Annotated in this window: 16 protein-coding genes and 1 riboswitch; of the genes, 15 read left to right on the top strand and 1 reads right to left on the bottom strand. The window is 50.7% G+C overall.

The genetic code is table 11. The features are described from left to right. Positions 1-4 precede the first annotated feature (4 nt). The 13 genes from hypF to sucD all read left to right on the top strand — a co-directional run bounded on the left by hypF (position 5) and on the right by sucD (position 15,426). Positions 5-2,407 (top strand): carbamoyltransferase HypF, encoded by a 2,403-nt coding sequence (hypF, locus tag ACZOWY_RS01770; protein WP_484392456.1) that lies wholly within the window; start codon positions 5-7, stop codon positions 2,405-2,407. After that, on the top strand, positions 2,398-2,628 hold the full coding sequence (locus ACZOWY_RS01765; RefSeq protein WP_484392455.1) for a HypC/HybG/HupF family hydrogenase formation chaperone: 231 nt from the start codon (positions 2,398-2,400) through the stop codon (positions 2,626-2,628). The genes hypF and ACZOWY_RS01765 overlap by 10 nt, the downstream gene beginning before the upstream one ends. Positions 2,629-2,731: 103 nt before the next feature. After that, positions 2,732-3,775, top strand: coding sequence for a hydrogenase formation protein HypD (gene hypD, locus ACZOWY_RS01760; RefSeq protein ID WP_484392454.1), 1,044 nt, complete (start codon positions 2,732-2,734; stop codon positions 3,773-3,775). Next, positions 3,772-4,755 carry a hydrogenase expression/formation protein HypE gene (gene hypE, locus ACZOWY_RS01755; protein ID WP_484392453.1) on the top strand — a complete coding sequence of 328 codons (984 nt, stop codon included), beginning with the start codon at positions 3,772-3,774 and terminating at the stop codon, positions 4,753-4,755. Before hypD ends, hypE begins: the two co-directional genes overlap by 4 nt. 209 nt (positions 4,756-4,964) lie before the next feature. After that, a riboswitch (Lysine riboswitch) is annotated at positions 4,965-5,146 on the top strand. A 212-nt stretch (positions 5,147-5,358) separates the two neighbouring features. Further along, on the top strand, positions 5,359-6,132 hold the full coding sequence (gene dapB / locus ACZOWY_RS01750; RefSeq protein WP_484392452.1) for a 4-hydroxy-tetrahydrodipicolinate reductase: 774 nt from the start codon (positions 5,359-5,361) through the stop codon (positions 6,130-6,132). Between the two features lie 39 nt (positions 6,133-6,171). After that, a complete protein-coding gene (locus tag ACZOWY_RS01745; RefSeq protein WP_484392451.1) occupies positions 6,172-7,203 on the top strand; it encodes an aspartate-semialdehyde dehydrogenase in 1,032 nt (343 codons plus the stop codon). Between the two features lie 68 nt (positions 7,204-7,271). After that, positions 7,272-8,165 carry a 4-hydroxy-tetrahydrodipicolinate synthase gene (gene dapA, locus ACZOWY_RS01740; protein WP_484392449.1) on the top strand — a complete coding sequence of 298 codons (894 nt, stop codon included), beginning with the start codon at positions 7,272-7,274 and terminating at the stop codon, positions 8,163-8,165. A gap of 370 nt (positions 8,166-8,535) precedes the next feature. Continuing rightward, the gene (locus ACZOWY_RS01735) at positions 8,536-9,849 is read left to right on the top strand and encodes an SH3 domain-containing protein (protein ID WP_484392444.1); all 1,314 of its coding nucleotides are present in this window, start codon (positions 8,536-8,538) and stop codon (positions 9,847-9,849) included. A 90-nt stretch (positions 9,850-9,939) separates the two neighbouring features. Continuing rightward, positions 9,940-11,427, top strand: coding sequence for a leucyl aminopeptidase (locus tag ACZOWY_RS01730; protein WP_484392439.1), 1,488 nt, complete (start codon positions 9,940-9,942; stop codon positions 11,425-11,427). A 5-nt stretch (positions 11,428-11,432) separates the two neighbouring features. Then, a complete protein-coding gene (locus ACZOWY_RS01725) occupies positions 11,433-12,272 on the top strand; it encodes a PHP domain-containing protein (RefSeq protein WP_484392434.1) in 840 nt (279 codons plus the stop codon). A 60-nt stretch (positions 12,273-12,332) separates the two neighbouring features. Beyond that, positions 12,333-13,175: an Asp23/Gls24 family envelope stress response protein gene (locus ACZOWY_RS01720; protein WP_484392429.1), complete on the top strand. Its 843-nt coding sequence runs from the start codon at positions 12,333-12,335 to the stop codon at positions 13,173-13,175. Between the two features lie 142 nt (positions 13,176-13,317). Next, positions 13,318-14,517: an ADP-forming succinate--CoA ligase subunit beta gene (sucC, locus tag ACZOWY_RS01715; RefSeq protein ID WP_484392424.1), complete on the top strand. Its 1,200-nt coding sequence runs from the start codon at positions 13,318-13,320 to the stop codon at positions 14,515-14,517. 3 nt (positions 14,518-14,520) lie between these two features. Further along, positions 14,521-15,426, top strand: coding sequence for a succinate--CoA ligase subunit alpha (gene sucD / locus ACZOWY_RS01710; RefSeq protein WP_484392418.1), 906 nt, complete (start codon positions 14,521-14,523; stop codon positions 15,424-15,426). An 85-nt stretch (positions 15,427-15,511) separates the two neighbouring features. On the opposite strand, the gene ACZOWY_RS01705 is transcribed toward sucD, so the two are convergent. Then, entirely contained in the window at positions 15,512-15,856 is a 345-nt protein-coding gene (locus ACZOWY_RS01705; RefSeq protein ID WP_484392413.1) for a hypothetical protein, read from the bottom strand. Between the two features lie 244 nt (positions 15,857-16,100). Between ACZOWY_RS01705 and ACZOWY_RS01700 the strand changes: the two genes are divergently transcribed. After that, positions 16,101-17,084, top strand: coding sequence for a TAXI family TRAP transporter solute-binding subunit (locus ACZOWY_RS01700; RefSeq protein WP_484392409.1), 984 nt, complete (start codon positions 16,101-16,103; stop codon positions 17,082-17,084). 5 nt (positions 17,085-17,089) lie between these two features. Beyond that, positions 17,090-17,635 (top strand): DUF1850 domain-containing protein, encoded by a 546-nt coding sequence (locus tag ACZOWY_RS01695; RefSeq protein ID WP_484392404.1) that lies wholly within the window; start codon positions 17,090-17,092, stop codon positions 17,633-17,635. Positions 17,636-17,739 lie beyond the last annotated feature (104 nt).

Here is a 17,739-nt window from a genome sequence, read left to right as displayed (position 1 = left end):
TACCATGAGACATAGCATTACTGTTGCAATAACTGTATACGGAAAAGTGCAGGGGGTCGGTTTCCGTCCCCTTGTTTGTCGTTTGGCAAAAGAAAATAAGCTGACGGGCTTTGTTCGTAATGCAGGAACCCATGTGGAGATTGTTGCCACGGGACTCCAAGATGATATACAACAGTTATGCGACAGTTTGCATAAAGCAGAACCACCGGTGCGAGTTGAAAAACTTTTGTGTGAAACCGTTTCACATCAGCAGTTTGAGAAGTTTGTTTCTGTTGAAAGCACGGAAAGCGACGAGGTAAAAGCTGTTTCTGCTGACATCGGTATCTGTCCGCATTGCTTACAGGAATTAAAAGAAAACGGCAATCGCCGGCAGGGTTACTCTTATATTTCCTGTGCGCAATGCGGACCGCGCTACACGATGATCCGCAAACTTCCGTATGACCGTGTCAATACAACGATGGATCAGTTTGCGTTATGTGACGATTGTGCCGCAGAGTACAACGACATGCAGAACCGCCGCGGGCATGGGGAAACCATTTCCTGTTATCACTGCGGGCCGCAGTTGCAGTGTGTTGTAAAAGATGATTATGGAAACGATTACATGGCTTCCAAATCAGTAAACAGGCAGGTGCAAGACAAAACAGCAATTGCCGTCGCTGTTGAATTGCTGAAGCAGGGACAGATCATCATGGTCAAGGCAGTAGGCGGTTTCAATCTGCTTTGCCGTGCAGACAGGGCGGAAGTTGTAACGCGTCTGCGCGATTTGAAAAAGAGAATGTCAAAATCGTTTGCCGTGATGGTAACGGATGTAGCGCTGGCGGAAAAGTTTTGCTATGTATCTGCAGAAGAAAAAGCACTGCTGCAGTCAGCTGCCCGGCCCATTGTATTGTGTCAGAAAAAACAAGATGCGTCAGCCTGGCTGGCGGATAACGTTACGGACGTTTCCAATCAGGTGGGCGTGTTCCTGCCATCCATGGGTTTTTACAGCGAACTGGATGCAGACTTTCCTTTTGTCGTGACCAGCTGCAACTATACAGGGCAGCCGATCATTTATAAAGATGAGGAAGCACAGCATTTTTTTGCTGAGCACAATAATATTGCCGCGCTGTTTACCTATGAACGGGAAATCCTGCGCCCGGCTGACGATTCGGTAACACGGATTGTAAATGGAAGGGTACAGGTATTGCGCCGCACGAAGGGGTATATGCCGGAACCGGCGGCTAAGGCGGATCCGGAGACAAACGGTGATGCTGCGTGTAAAAACAATCGTATTCTGGCTCTTGGAGCCCAGATGGAACCGGGCTTTTGCCTGACAGCAGAGGGACAATTCTTCCCGGCTGAAATCCCGGGGGATATATCACTGGAAAAGACGGAACAGTTTTTTGCTGATTCTGTGCAGGACTGGACAGAACTTCTTTCCATAAAACCGCAGGCCGTTGTGGGCGATTTGCATCCGGGTTATGCAACGGCGCAATGGGGAAAAATATTTGCTGAGAAAAAAGGATTGCCGTTTTATCAGGTGCAGCACCATCACGCCCATGCGTTGGCGGTGATGGCAGAGCATCAGCTGATGGGAAAAGTGCTGGCGGTGTGTTTCGACGGCACCGGGTTTGGTACTGATGGAACCGTCTGGGGCGGAGAGTTTTTGCTTTGCGAGGGTAAAGATTTTACAAGAGTGGGTCATTTAAAACCGATTGCCATGTTAGGCGGGGACGGTTCTATGCAGCAGGCATGGAAGACCGCGTTATGCCATCTGGCAGCGGCCGGTTTGCATAGTAGCGATCCACGTTTTGCAATCGTGCAGAAAGCGTTGCAGTTAAATGTCAATGTAATTCGGACCTCCAGCATGGGGCGTCTGTTTGATGCAGCGGCAAGCCTGTTGGGACTGGCGGATTTTAACTCCCATCAGGGGCGTTGCGCCATGGCGCTGGAGTCAGCGGCGCGCGTTGCACTGGTGGAAAAGATAAAGCCGCTTCCGCTTGCGTTTGCGAAAGAATTGGCTAAATCAGATGAAGATAGTAAAACCAGCAATGATAGAGAGTTCAGCGAAACTATAAATGCAGGCAGAAATGATACTGCTTTAGAAAAAGTTCTCTACGATCCGGCACCTTTATGGAACGCATTGCTACAGGTAAAAAGAGAACGGAAAGCTATTTGTGCCGCCGCTTGGGGCTTTCATTATGCCGTTGTCAACATGGTAATAGACATGGCGGAACGTATGGGAGTAAAGCAAGTTGCACTGGCAGGCGGATGCTTTGCCAACCGGATTCTGTTGGAGAAGTGTTCAGGGGAACTACAGAAAAAAGGATTTCAGGTTTATTATAATGAAGCAGTATCTTCCGGCGACGGAGGCATCAGCCTGGGTCAGGCGTATTACGGAATGTTAAGGAGTTCATCATGTGTGTAGCGTATCCGGGAAAAGTTTTGTCAATTGAAAACAATCATGCCCGCGTTGATTTTACCGGCTCGGTTGTGCCGGTGAATGTTTCCATGGTGTCCGTGCAGCCCGGCGACTATGTGCTGGTGCACGCCGGTATGGCGATCCAGAAAGTGGAAACGGAAGAAGCAAAAGAGTGGATCGCGCTGTTCCAGGATTTGGAAAGCGCAACCGCAGAGGCTAATGCTTAAAGATTCTTAAACGAATCGGAGTGAAAATCCAATTGCTTTTTGCTTGGAAAGCTGTAATGTAATACGATTTTATTTCAAACAGATTATACGGGAGAAGATTGCCGTGCGCGAAAAGGAACTGGCAGCTTTTTTAAAACAGTATAAAGGACGTCCGCTGAAGCTGATGGAAGTGTGCGGAACCCATACTTCGGCGTTATATCGCACCGGGCTGCGGCAGTTGCTGCCGGAAACGATTACGCTGGTGTCCGGCCCGGGCTGTCCTGTCTGCGTGACGCCCACGTCCTACATTGACAAGCTGGTGGATTATGCGTTTACTCCCGGCTGCCGGGTGATGACCTTCGGGGATATGCTGGCGGTACCGGGCAGCAACATGTCACTGGCGGAAGCCCGGGATCAGGGCGGCGCGGCGGATTTTTTCTATTCACCGGAAGAAATGCTGGAAAAAGCAAAAGCGCAACCGGGAACGACGTTTGTTTTAGCTGCTGTTGGCTTTGAAACCACGGCGCCGGTGTGGGCGACGGTAATCAAAATGGCAGCAGATAATAATCTAAAAAACATAAAGTTTCTGACTGCCTTAAAGACCATGCCCCAGGCTTTATCGTTTTTGTGCAGCAAGGGCCGGATAGACGGATTTTTGTGTCCGGGGCATGTGGCTGTCATTACCGGCAGCGAACCCTTTCAAAAACTGGCGGATGAATTTGGCGAGACCATGGTTATCGGCGGCTTTTCGCAACCGCAACTGTTGCGGGCCATGGTCCGTCTGGTATTGGAAAGCAGTAAAGGACACGCCGGTCTGTGGAATGAATATCCCTCCGTAGTGAAGCAGTCAGGGAATGCGGCGGCGCAAAAAATGGTTGATGAAATTTTTGAGGCCGGCGATGCAACCTGGCGGGGAATCGGATTGCTACCGGGTTCCGGTTTGTATATAAAAGAAGAATACAAAATGTTTGATGCGGGCAGCCATGGTTTGGATCAGGACGCTGTACCTCCCGGGTGCCTTTGCAGTAAAATAGTGTTGGGAGAAAAATTGCCGGCGCAATGTCCTCACTTTGGCAAACGCTGCACGCCGGAGCATCCGGTCGGGGCTTGCATGGTCAGCAGCGAAGGAACCTGCTGCATAACGTTCAGGGAAGGCGGAACAATATGAAAATTGCATTACGTCACGGGGCGGGCGGCGAAGAAACGTCACGACTGATTCACGACATCTTCGCTTCCCTTTTTCAAAACGAAATTTTAAATAAAATGGAAGACGCGGCAGTGCTGCCTGAGATACAGGGGAGCCCCGTCTTTACTTCCGACAGCTTTGTGGTGGAGCCGCTGTTCTTTCCCGGCGGGGATATCGGAAAACTTTCTGTCTGCGGCACCGTCAACGACCTGGCCTGCATGGGAGCCAAACCGTTATATCTGACGGCATCCTTTATTTTGGAAACCGGCCTGGAAGCGGAAACGCTGGAGAAAATCGTGGCGTCCATGGCTGCAACGGCTGAAGAAGCCGGCGTAAAAATCGTGGCTGGTGACACAAAAGTGTTGGAAGGGAACGGAGGGGTTTATATCAACACGGCCGGTCTTGGCGTGCGTCCGGCTGCCTGCAGGATTTCTGCCGCCAACCTGAAAGCGGGCGATGCCATCATTATTACAGGTACACTGGGTGACCATCATGCAACGATTTTAACGCAGCGCCTGCAAATGGAAACTTCGCTGCAGAGTGACTGCGCGCCGCTAAACCATATGGTGCAGGCTGTGCTGAATGCCGGTGTTGATGTCCATGCGATCCGCGATATCACCCGGGGCGGACTGGCAACGGTTGCAACTGAACTGGCAGAAGCGTCCGGCTGCCGCATCAATTTGGAAGAGGAGAAACTTCCCGTCAGCGAAGCAGTGAAAGGACTCAGTGGCATTTTAGGGCTGGACCCGCTGACCATGGGGAACGAAGGCAAGATGCTTGTGGCAGTGCCGCAGGCAGAAGCAGAAAAAGTGTTGGCGGTACTGCGAAGTTCAAACTACGGCAAAGACGCCGTAGTTGCCGGCGAAGTAACAGAAGGAACCGGTGTCTACCTGTTAACGGCGCTGGGCAGTTACCGTAAAGTGTTACCCTTGCGGGGAGAAGGACTGCCGAGGATCTGCTGAAAAGGTGAAGGACGGACGGAAATCAGTAAATAATAGCACATATCGCTGTTCAACGATGAAAGTAAATGGTTTATGGAAAAGTGAAAACTTATTAATATCTGTAACAAACTTTCCAAAAACAGCAAAAACAGAAGCGATTTTTGCAAACAGGGGAAAAATCAGTCTTTTTGTTTGACAAGAAAAACAAGCTAACATATAATATTTCCAATAACAATGATAGAGGCGCGGCAAGTAAGAGTACCTTGCGGAGAGGCATCGTGGAAGTAAGGGAAAGGGATTGCCGCCGAAGCGTTGCATCCGGCGGGATGTGGCAGCTGGGCCTGAAGTAAATAATTTCAGGACTGTCGTTGCGGTGCGGCGTATGCCGGGGCAGCGGAGAGCTATCTCAACTAAAGTATTTTATTATGTAAAATAATTCATGCTGGCCGTTGGGATAATTCTCAACGGCTTTTCTTGTTTGCACAACATATAGAAATATTTTATGGGAAAATATCAAATTGTTGGGCCAAACGGCTGACAACGTTGCAAAAACAGTATATAATATAATAATAAGACAACGATGCAAAACCTTTTTAAATTTAAGGAGAAACGGGAGGGCTTGTTATGGTCAAAGTATTAGTGAATGGTGCGTTTGGACGCATGGGCAGCGAGGTGGTCCGCATGGTGGCTGCCAACCACGAACTGGAACTGGCGGGCGGTGTGGATATCAGCGCAGCGGGAAAAACGTTGCCGGACGGTAAACCGGTGTTTACCGGTATCGCTGAAGCGCTGGAAGCGGTTACGCCGGACGTAGTAGTGGATTTTACCCGTCCTGACGTGGTCATGGATTCCCTGCGTATCATCCTGAAAAAAGGTGTGCGTGCCGTGGTAGGTACCACCGGTTTTACCCCGGAACGGCTGGCGGAGGTGAAAGAGCTGGCGGAAGCAAATAATACGGCGGCCTTGATCGTTCCCAACTTTGCGTTGGGCGCGGTGGTCATGGTAAAACTGGCAGCGGAAGCGGCAAAATATTTTAAAGATGTGGAAATCATCGAGAAGCATCACGACCAGAAGCTGGATGCCCCCAGCGGCACGGCGATCCTGACGGCGCAGAAGATCTGCGAAGTGCGGGAAGCCCATAAGCAGGGCCATCCCAATGAAAGAGAGACCCTGGCGGGTTCCCGGGGCGGCGACATCGAAGGCATCCGCATCCACAGCCTGCGTCTGCCCGGTTACGTTGCATCCCAGGAAGTCATCTTCGGCAGCCAGGGCGAGACCCTGAAGATCATCAACGACCCGGTAAACCGCGAATGCTACATGCCGGGTGTGGCGCTGGCCTGCAAGAAGATCGGTTCTTATCAGGGGCTGGTGTACGGCCTGGATCAGATCCTGGATTAATTTTAATCATTTTATAAATAAGGAAAAGGAGCAGTTGGCATGAAGAAGTACAATGTAGCAATTTTAGGCGCCACCGGTGCGGTTGGCACGGAGTTTTTGAAACTGATTGAAGAACGGGATTTTCCCTTTGCGGAACTGCGCCTGCTGGCCTCCGCCCGCAGCGCCGGAACCGAGCTTACGGTTAAAGGCAAAACCTATACCGTGCAGGAAGCGAAGGAAGATTCCTTTAACGGCATCGATATCGCCCTGTTCGCCGGCGGCAGCATCTCCAAAGAGTTTGCGCCCATCGCTGTAAAAGCAGGCGCTGTTGTCATCGACAATTCCAGCACCTTCCGCATGGATCCGGAAGTGCCTCTGATCATTCCGGAGATCAACCCCCAGGCGATTCTGAAACACAAGGGCATCATCGCCAACCCCAACTGTTCCACCATCATCATGTGCATGGCGCTGAAACCGCTGTACGATCTGGCCCGCATCAAACGGATCGTCGTATCTACCTATCAGGCAGTCAGCGGCGCCGGCAAGGAAGGCATTGACGAACTGACGGATGAGACCAAAGCATACGCAGAAGGCCGCGAGATGGTTCCGCACATCCTGCCTTCCGCCAGCCTGAAGAAACATTATCCCATTGCCTTCAACCTGATCCCGCAGATTGACGTCTTCCTGGACAACCTGTATTCCAAGGAAGAGATGAAGATGGTGAACGAGACCCAGAAGATCTTTGACGATTACGATATGCGCATTACTGCGACCACGGTTCGCGTGCCGGTGTACCGCAGCCATTCCGAATCCGTCAATGTAGAATTTGAACATGATCTGGAGCTGGCGGACATGCGCAAAGCCCTGGAGAACTTCCCGGGCGTACAGGTACAGGACAACCTGGAAGAGCAGATTTATCCCATGCCGCTGTATACATCCGATAAGGATGACTGCTATGTAGGCCGTCTGCGCCGCGACTTCTCCAACCCCAATACCTTCAACTTCTGGGTAGTGGGCGACCAGATCCGCAAGGGCGCTGCCCTGAACACCCTGCAGATTGCAGAGTGCATGATCAAAAACGGCTGGGTTTGAAAAAGAGATGCCAGACTTTATGAATAGCGTCACTATGTTAAAGTGAATTAAAAAAGGAGAGGATAGTTATGAAGAATCCGTATTTTGGCCGCGTATTGACCGCGATGATCACCCCCTTTGCTGCGGATGGCAGCCTGAACCTGGAAGCAACGAAACAGTTAGTGGAATGGTGGATTGCCCACGGCACTGACGCGCTGGTGGTAACCGGCTCTACCGGTGAAGCGGCTACCATGACGATGGAAGAGAAAAAAGCAATCTGGGAAACCGTTGTAAAACAGGTCAACGGACGCATTCCCGTTATTGCCGGTACCGGTTCCAATAACACCGCCAACAGTGTTGAGACCACGAAAATTGCGGACGCCATCGGCGTAGACGGTTTCCTGATCGTTGGCCCGTACTACAACAAACCGACCCAGGAAGGCTATTACCAGCATTTCAAAGCGATTTCCGAATGCACGGAAAAGCCCATCATTTTATACAATGTTCCCGGACGCACTGCGGCAAACATTCCGCCTGCAACGGTAGCCCGTATTGCCAAAGATTTCAAGAACGTGGTAGCGATTAAAGAAGCAGCCGGCAATGTAGCCCAGGTTGCGGAACTGTACCGCCTGCTGCCCGCTGATTTCACCATTTACAGCGGCGACGACGGTCTGCTGCTGCCGTTCGCATCCGTAGGCGCTACCGGCGTAGTATCCGTTCTGTCCAACATCGGCGGCGGGATCCTGCAGGATCTGATGAACGCGTATGAAAGCGGCAACGTAAAAGAAGCGGCGGAGATCAACAAGCGGATGGTGCCGCTGGCGAATTCCCTGTTTATTGAAACCAATCCGATTCCGGTAAAGGCAGCCGTTACCCTGGTTACCGGCATTGACGCAGGCGCGCCCCGTCTGCCGCTGACACCCATGACCGAAGGTGCCCTGGCCAAGATGAAAGCGATTCTGGCAGAGAACGGCCTGATCTGATACGCGTTTCGAAAGGCAGCGGGAAGAGAGTCCTGCTTCCTTCTTCCGGACAATTATTGCGGTATTCTGTTTAAAAATTTACTGTTTTATTAGTAATCAGTTCCAAGTACATGTCAAATTTTGAAAAAAGTTTGCATTTCAAACCGTTTTAGTTTATAATCTTATCACAAACTGATACAGACATCTGCCTGACCTGTTTTGGGAGAACTCGGGAAAGGCAGGTGCCGGGATCAGATTAAATTAAGCGTATTCTTTAGCCGCAAGGTTATTGAATACGTTTTTTTTATGGGTTATAATGAATAAAGAAGGCCGCGTGTCAGAGGCGGTTTCAGAATCGGAGCAGAAAATGAGCAGAGACAGATATTTCTGTATGAACATAATTAAGGAGACGCTGGGCAGATCGTTTGCGGTGGCTTGTATTTCTTTATTTCTTTTTTCATCGGTTGCCCTGGCCGGCATTGTTGAGACAGGAGAGCTGACGAAGGATTCTTTTTGGATTCTGAATAACAATGCGGGCGACCAGGTGATTCTGGACGAAGAAGAGATAAAGCAGTTTAACCGGAAAATTTACGACGGGCAGCTGCATGTTACGGATATGAAAAGCCTGCCGGATCAAATGCAGGTGAAGGAGTTCCTGCCCTGGATCAGTAATACCTGGGCCATGCAGGGAACCGTATACCGGAAAGGAAAAGAAGTAACGGAAACAGAAAAAGAAGCGATACGGGAGAATCTGGATCTGGCGAAGCTGCCTGCTGGGGACGAAACGGTAACGGTACAGTACGGGGTGACGGTGCGGCATGCGCTGATCCGCAACCTGCCTCTGGCGGAAGGATTATTTGATGAACCCGAAGATGTATATTACGACAACGTGCAGGATTCCGTACTGGAAGCAGGGGAACCGGTAGCAATTTTGCATGAGTCGAAAGATAAAAAATATTATTATGTAAGACTGTATAATCTGTTTGGATGGATCGCCCGGGAAGATATTGCACCCTGTACCAGGGAGCAGTGGATGCGGTATGCGGATCCGCAGGATTTCCTCGTGGTCACGGGCAGGAATTTTTATACAAGCGTAAATGGGGACGACGTGTTCCATCTGATGGGGGCAAAGATTCAGCTTTTACAGGAAAAGAAGAGCCGCTGGCAGGTGCTGCTTCCCTATAAAGACAGTAAGACGGGAATGCTGAAAGAAAAACAGGTCTGGCTGGCCAAAGAGGAAAATCTGCACCGCGGATATCTTTCGTACACGTCCGATCAGGTGATCCGGCAGGCCTTTAAGTTTTACGGTTCTGTATACGGCTGGGGCGGCGCCATGCACAGTGTGGACTGTTCCTCCATGGTGGGATCTGTGTACCGGACTATGGGACTGGAACTGCCCCGCAATACGTCAATGCTTGTCAAAATGCCGGGGACGGTAACGGACTTTACCGGTATGGACCGGGAGGAACGGCTGCAGGCATTGAGTAAGCTGAAACCGGGTTCGCCTCTTTCTATAAAAGGACACATCATGATCTATCTTGGCATGGAAGAAGGGGTGCCATACGTAATTCATTCGTCAAGCAGCTACTTTAAAGACGGACGGAAGATTTATGTGCGGCGCGTGCTGGTCAGCGATCTGGAACTGGATCGGCAAAACGGGAAAACATTTTTGGAAAATCTGGTCAACGCGGTAACATATCAGTAGAAGTAACAGATGACTGCAGCGTTGTGGTGCTGCGCAGGTATGCACAGCCGGATGAATAATAATCTATTCTGACAGAACACGGAGAAAACTATGGCACAGTTGATTACATTGAAGAGCGGAAAAGAAACGGCAGAACGGTACGGAAAGGCAGAGGCGGTGGTCCTGTTCCTCTGCAGGGAATGTGCGGACCACATTCATACGCTGGCGCTGCCGGACGTGTTTTATGACGCGGTTGCATATCAGATCAAAACCCAGGGTTACGGATTCACGGACACGGGCAGCATTACTTCGTTGCTGCTGAAAACGGAAAACGGTTTTACCCGGTTGATCTTCGCAGGAATCGGCGCAGGCAAAGCGTGCACGCCGAACCATCTTCGCATTGCGGCGGGAAATGCGGCCCGGGAACTGCAGAAATGTAAAATCAAACAGGCCGTTGCTGCCGCGCCTCTGTTGATAAATCCAAAGCGGAGCCATTACCTGAAGGCGCTGGCAGAAGGCTTGCTGTTGGGCAGCTATACGTTTGACAAATATAAGAGTGACGCCGGGAAACAAGCAAAGGTGACGGTTACGGTTGTAAATGCGATTCCCCATGCTTCTTCGATTTTAAAAGAAGCTGCAGCAATCTGCAATGCTATCTGCCATGCCCGGGATCTGGCCAATGAACCCGGCAATGTGATCAATCCGGAAACACTGGCAAAGGAAGCGGTCCGGACTGCTGAAAAATATAATATGGAAATTGAAGTGTTGTCTGTAAAGGAAATGCAGAAGCTTGGCATGGGAGCAATCCTCGCAGTGGGCCAGGGAAGCGTGCACAGCCCGAAGATGGCCATATTGAAATATGCCAACGGCATGGATAAACCGTATGTTGCATTTGTGGGCAAGGGTATTACCTTTGACAGCGGCGGTATTTCCATCAAGCCATCTGAAGGCATGGGCGAGATGAAGGATGACATGACCGGCGCAGCGGCGGTGCTTGGAGCCATGGAAGCCATTGCTGCGTTACGGCTGCCCGTCAATGTAATCGGGGTGATGGCCTGCGCGGAAAACATGCCTTCCGGTTCGGCCCAGCGGCCCGGCGATATTATACGGGCGGCCAGCGGCAAAACCATTGAAGTGGATAATACCGACGCGGAAGGACGGATGGTACTTGCTGACGCGGTCTGGTATGCCTGCCGCAGGGGGGCAGCAAAAGTGATTGACATCGCCACGCTGACCGGGGCGGTGATCATCGCGCTGGGAGAGCATACTTCCGGTATCGTAAGCAACAACGACAATCTGGCAGAGGAGATTAGAAAAGCAGGACACCGCGTGGGCGAAGCATGGTGGCAGCTGCCGGTTCTGGAAGAAGCGGAAGAGATGCTGAAAAGCAAATGTGCTGATATTATTAACAGCGCAGGCCGTCCGGCGGGTACGATCACAGGAGGTGTGTTCATCGGTCAGTTTGTTGACAGGGGAACTCCCTGGGCCCATCTGGATATCGGCGGAACATCGACGGCAAAGAAATCAGAAGGACACCTGCCGGAAGGCTGTACGGCTTTCGGTGCGGCTACGCTGATTGAATATGCGCGTTCGCTGTAATATTTATGAAGGTACTGATCATGAGCGTCTTTGCAGATTTACACATACACAGTTCCTATTCTGACGGCGTGTATACGCCGCAGGAACTGGCGGATCTGGCCAAAGGGGCAGGCATTACGGTCCTGGCCCTGACGGATCACGATACGTTACAAGGCCTGCCGGAAATGAAAGAAGCTGCCGCAAAGGCTGGTATCGGTTTTATTCCCGGTGTGGAATTCAGCGCCCGCTGGGAAAACAGGCAGGTACATATTCTGGGTTACGGTATGGATGAGCATAACGCACATTTGCTGGAACGGCTTGCGGATGTACGGGAAGCCAGGAGAAGCCGGTTGGAAAAAATCATAAAGCGGCTGCATGAAATGGGGATGGATGTGGAGGTTCCTGTTCCGGAAGAAGGACACCGCGCCGTAGGGCGTCCCCATATTGGCCGTGCGCTGGTGGCACAGGGCTACGTCAGCACCGTGCAGGAAGCGTTCGATTTATACATCGGGGAAGGAAAACCGGCATACCAGCCTCAGACCAAGATGACGCCGCCGGAAGCCGTTGAGCTGATCCATCAGGCCGGCGGGCTTGCGGTGCAGGCTCATCCGGAAGAAATCGGGGACCGTGAACTGGCGCTGCGGCTGCTGGATACGCTGCCGTATGACGGGTTGGAAGTGTACCATCCTTCCGCGATAGAAAAAGAAGCACAGGATTTCTGGCTTCACGTTGCCAGGACACGTAACCTGTTCGTAACCGGCGGCAGCGATTATCACGGCAATGCGGGACGCTTTCCGGAAAAACTGGAAGAGTGGCGCGTGTTAAAGGATAACGTGCAGGGATTTATCAGCAGGTTTGGTTTGTAAACAGGGATATAGTACTGCGTCTGGTATTATTTGGACGCTAAATAATCAGCGGAGTGTGTTATGGAAGTCATAGCGTTTGTAGGCGCCAGCGGCTCGGGCAAAAGTCATCGGGCCATCGGTGTGGCCCATCAGTATCATTGTGATGCCATCATTGATGACGGCCTTTTGATACAGGGCACGAAGATACTGGGGGGGACCTCGGCAAAAAGTGAACAGAACCGGGTGCAGGCCGTAAAACGGGCCATTTTCTATGAAGACAGTCATGCTTCGGAGGTTCGCGAAGCGCTGGCCCGTTCCAGTATCCGCCGTATCCTGATCATTGCCACATCAGATCGTATGATCAACAAAATTACGGCGCGGCTGGTGCTGCCCGATCCGTTAAAGACGATTTACATTACCGATATCGCATCCAAACAGGAAATCAAAAAAGCCCATGAATCCAGACTGCGTTACGGGAAACACATTGTGCCCGTGCCTACCGTGGAACTGAAGCAGCACTTCAGCGGTTTTTTTGCTAACCTGCCGTACAATATTTTTTCCAAAAATAAAAATGTGCGTCAGGAAAGCCGCTCCATTGTGCGCCCTGCGTTCAGTTATTACGGTACGATCCTGATCTCCGATTATGTAATTGAGGATATCGTCAACCTGATCGTGCAGCGTATGGTAGGCGTGGCAAGGATCCATTACATCCACGTCCGCCGCCGGACAGATAACAAGGGTCTGTCCGTCCATGTGGAGGTCAATCTGTATTACGGCGTCAAGGTATTTGAAGTAGCCCGGCTGCTCCAGCGGAAAATAAAAAACAAAGTGGAGTCCATGACCGGAATGCAGGCACAGCGGGTCAATATTTCGGTCCGCAGTCTGGAGCTGCAATCCAATGCGGCCCGAATTCCGGCACAGTAATAAGTGTGCAATAAATACCGTTTGTCGGCAAAAAGCATACACTAAATAACGAAAAACAATTGACATTTTAAGTAAAAAATATGATAATATTTCTAATAATGTCTTTCAAGTCAAGAGGCAATTATAAAGGAGGGACACCATTTTGAAAATTCATGAGTATCAGGCAAAACAGATCATGAAGATGTACGGCATCAGCGTACCCAACGGCAGTCCGGCCTTCAGTCCGGAAGAAGCGGCCCGTATCGCCAAAGACTTTGATGCACCCATCGCCGTGGTCAAAGCACAGATCCACGCAGGCGGACGCGGCAAGGCTGGCGGCGTAAAGCTGGCCCACAACATTGACGAGGTAAAATACTATGCTTCCCAGATTCTGGGTAAAGTGCTGGTAACCCACCAGACCGGTCCGGAAGGGAAAATGGTTAACCGTCTGCTGATAGAGGAAGGCAGCAACATCGAAAAAGAATATTATCTGGGCTTTGTTATTGACCGGGAAACTGCGAACGTGGTCATGATGGGCAGCGCCGAAGGCGGCATGGAGATTGAGCAGGTGGCGGCGGAAATGCCGGACCGTATCTTCAAGGAATACATCGATCCCACTATCGGGCTGATGCCGTTCCAGACGAAACGGATGGCCTACAATATGAAATTCAAGGATAAGGTCATCGCCAAAGCGCAGAAATGCATGATGGATCTCTACAACCTGTTTGTGGAAAAAGACTGCACCCTGGCGGAATGCAACCCGCTGGTGGTGACGGTAGACAATAAAGTGATGGCGCTGGATGCCAAGCTGCAGTTTGACGATGCTGCCATCTACCGTCATCCGGAAATTGAGGCGCTGCGCGACGAAGCGGAAGAAGACCCGAAGGAAAGAGCGGCGGCCAAGGCATCCCTGTCCTATGTAAATCTGGGCGGCGACGTAGCCTGCATGGTAAATGGCGCCGGCCTGGCCATGGCCACGGTAGACATGATTAAATTCTACGGCGGCGAACCGGCCAACTTCCTGGACGTAGGCGGCGACAGTACGGTAGAAAAAATTGCGGAAGCCTTCCGCATCATGCAGTCTGACGACCAGGTGCACAGTGTATTTGTAAACATCTTCGGCGGCATCAACAAGTGCGATGTCATTGCCGGCGGTATCGTGGAAGCGGCTAAAGTGGTAGGCCTCCGTGTTCCGGTCATTGCCCGGCTGGACGGCACCAATCATGAAGAAGGCCGCCGTATTTTGAAAGAAGCCAACCTTCCCATGGTTCATGCGGTTCCCAGAATGGAAGAGGGCGCAGAGCTGGCTGTGAAGCTGGCTGCGGAACTGAAAGCGAAGAAAGCGGAAGGGAAGGAGGCGTAAGAGATGTCAGTATTTGTTGGAAAAGATACGAAACTCATTGTACAGGGCATTACGGGCCGTCAGGCTACTTTCCATACCAAGATTGCGCTGGACTACGGCACGAACGTGGTGGCCGGTGTTGCTCCGGGTAAAGCAGGGGAAAAGGTGCTGGGCAAGATCCCTGTATTCAATACGGTAAAAGAAGCGAAGGAAGCTACCGGCGGCAACGCCTCGGTCATTTATGTTCCGGCCCGTTTCGCCGCGGACGCCATCTGTGAAGCGATTGATGCGGAACTGGATTTTGTGTGCTGCATCACCGAACACATCCCGGTACAGGATATGGTAAAAGTCCGGGCTTATAAGAAAGGGAAGAAGACCCGCCTGTTAGGGCCTAACTGCCCCGGTATCTTAACGGTGGACGAATGCCGTCTGGGCTTATTGCCGACGTATATCCATAAAAAAGGCCACGTAGGCGTCATCAGCCGCTCCGGCACCCTGACCTACGAAGCCACTTACCAGCTGACCATGGCCGGCATCGGCCAGACCACCTGCGTTGGGTTAGGCGGTGACCCGGTCAAGGGCATGGATTACATTGAGGCGCTGGAAGCTTTCAACGCAGACGACGACACATTAGCGATCATTATGATCGGCGAGATCGGCGGCACGGCGGAAGAAGAAGCGGCCGAGTGGATCAAGGCTAACATGAAGAAACCGGTCATCGGCTTCATCAGTGGCCGGCAGGCGCCTCCGGGCAAACGGATGGGCCATGCAGGCGCGATTATCAGCGGCGGAAAAGGGACAGCCGATGATAAGATCAAAGCCCTGCATGCCGCAGGCATCGAAGTGGCGGACACGGTAGCCCAGATCGGCGAGACTGCCGTACGGGTCCTGAAAAAAGCCGGCCTGTACGATAAGTGCCATACCTGCTGATAAGTACATATCATATTTATATCATGAGAAAAGAAAAAACTCCGGCCGGTTCCATCCGGTCGGAGTTTTTATAACGCTGCGGTGTTTATTCTTCTTCCTGGGCAAAATAAAAAGCAGGAGAAGGATAATAAAATTCACAATGCTTGAAAGAAGTGGTCTCTGTAGTAAATTTTGCCAGAACGGCGCGTGATACGCCTTCTTCAAAATCAATTACATTGTTTTTGTTGATGTTGGCGTCTTCAACGATAACGAGCAGGTACGGATCGGCAACAGGCGCGTTTTCAGGAAGCTGGCTCCGGTCAAGGGGAAGGCCGGGAACGATCAGCAGCTGGCCGGCGTCTTCTCCGTTGGCGTCCTGCAGGCGGGCACGGTAGAAATTATTGTACAGGGTACGGGCTAACCGTAATTTGTAAACGGGTACATTGTTCATTTGCTTACACATCCTTTTCTGATATTATGACAGATATTATTAAAAACAGTATTATTTTAGCATAAAGTTTTTTAATAGAAAAGGGTCTGTTGTCATTTTGTATACAATATTTTTTTTTTAAATTATAAAAAAAAATTTTGTACAGGCAGGATTTTTCGAAGAAACAGAGAAAACATATTCAAATGCGAATTAAATTAGCATTACTATGTATTTTTTGCTGTAAGCAAAAGGGAGGGATTTATCTATGAAAAAATTTTTGGCGTTCTTGATGGCCTTTGCGGTTATCGGTTCCGTACTGGCTGGCTGCGGTGGCGGAGACAAAAAGAAAGATGCTCCGAAACCGGCTGCTGACGGTGGCAAAAAATTCATTAACATTGCTACCGGCGGAACCGCGGGTACTTATTATCCGTTAGGCGGCGCGCTGGCTGACATCCTGAACAAGAACCTGAAAGGCGCGAATGCTTCCGCCCAGTCCACCGGTGCTTCCGTTGCCAACGTAAACCTGCTGAAGGAAGGCAAAGTTGACATTGCGTTCATCCAGAACGATATTGCTTACTATGCCGCAACCGGCACGGAAATGTTCAAGGACAAAAAAGTTGAATCTCTGAAAGGCCTGGCTACCCTGTATCCGGAAACTGTTCAGATCGTTACCACGAAAAAGACCGGTATCAAAACCGTTGCTGACCTGAAAGGCAAGAGAGTTGCCGTAGGCGCTGCCGGTTCCGGTACCGAAGCAAATGCCCGTCAGATTCTGAATATTGCAGGCATTACCTATAAAGATATCAAACCTCAGTACCTGTCCTTCGGCGAAGCGGCTTCCGCTCTGAAAGACGGCAACGTTGACGCAGGTTTCGTAGTAGCCGGTTTCCCGACTGCTGCTATCCAGGACCTGGCAACCCAGCATGATGTGGTAATGGTAAGCGTAGGCGCCGACATTGCCGACAAGCTGATTGCAAAATATCCGTACTACACCAAAGTTACCATTCCGGCCAAGACCTACAACAAGGTTGAAACGGATACCGCTGCTGTTGCCGTTAAATGCATGCTGGCTGTTACCGATAAGATGGATGCCGATACCGGTTACGCTGTCGTAAAAGCATTGTATGGCAACCTGGACCGTATGAAAGCAGCGCATAACGTTTCCAAGAATATCACGAAAGAAACCGGTAAAGACGGTATGTCTATTAAACTGAATGCCGGCGCAGAAAAATTCTTCAACGAGAAGTAATTTTGATGGATCACACAACTACAGACCGGACTCCGGCGTCCACCGGGGCCCGGTCTTTTTACAAACGTCCGTCTTTTGTATTACTGCTGTTTATTATAGCGGCTGCTTTCTTCTGGTACGGTGATCAGCTGCTGGTAGTCTTACTTCCGGAAAATGAACGAAACGTTTGTTCCTTCCCGGTAACCAAAGGGGAGGAATGGCATTATCATTACAAGCATTCGGTGCAGCAGACTCCTGTGGATGAATATTTCCGGGTCAATGGTGTGGACGATATGACCATGACCCATACAACGTATGAATCGTTGGGGGTGGGACTGCCCTACGATCCTGCGGAAGGAAAATTCACCAGTCTGGAGAAGGACGGAAAGTTCGATTTGGAAATGAACCGGCCATACCGGTCATTGACGTTCCGGACAGCTGTGCAGGCTATGCCGAAAATTATCCATAAGGATAAGACCTACGACCTGTGCTTACTTTACGGGCAGGGGACGTTGGTAGAAGTTAAAGTGATAAAACGGTATCAATACTGGCTGATGTTACTGGCAAACTGATTAAAACATGACGGTAATTATTGATAAGCGAAGTCTTGGCATTTAAAGCATCGGTTACATTACTATTTTTTAGAAAAGGCGGTGAAGCCTGTGGACGATTTGAA

Source organism: Succiniclasticum sp., assembly GCF_056977735.1.
The sequence above is the reverse complement of the archived record's forward strand: the minus strand, read 5'-3'. Positions and strand labels throughout refer to the sequence as shown.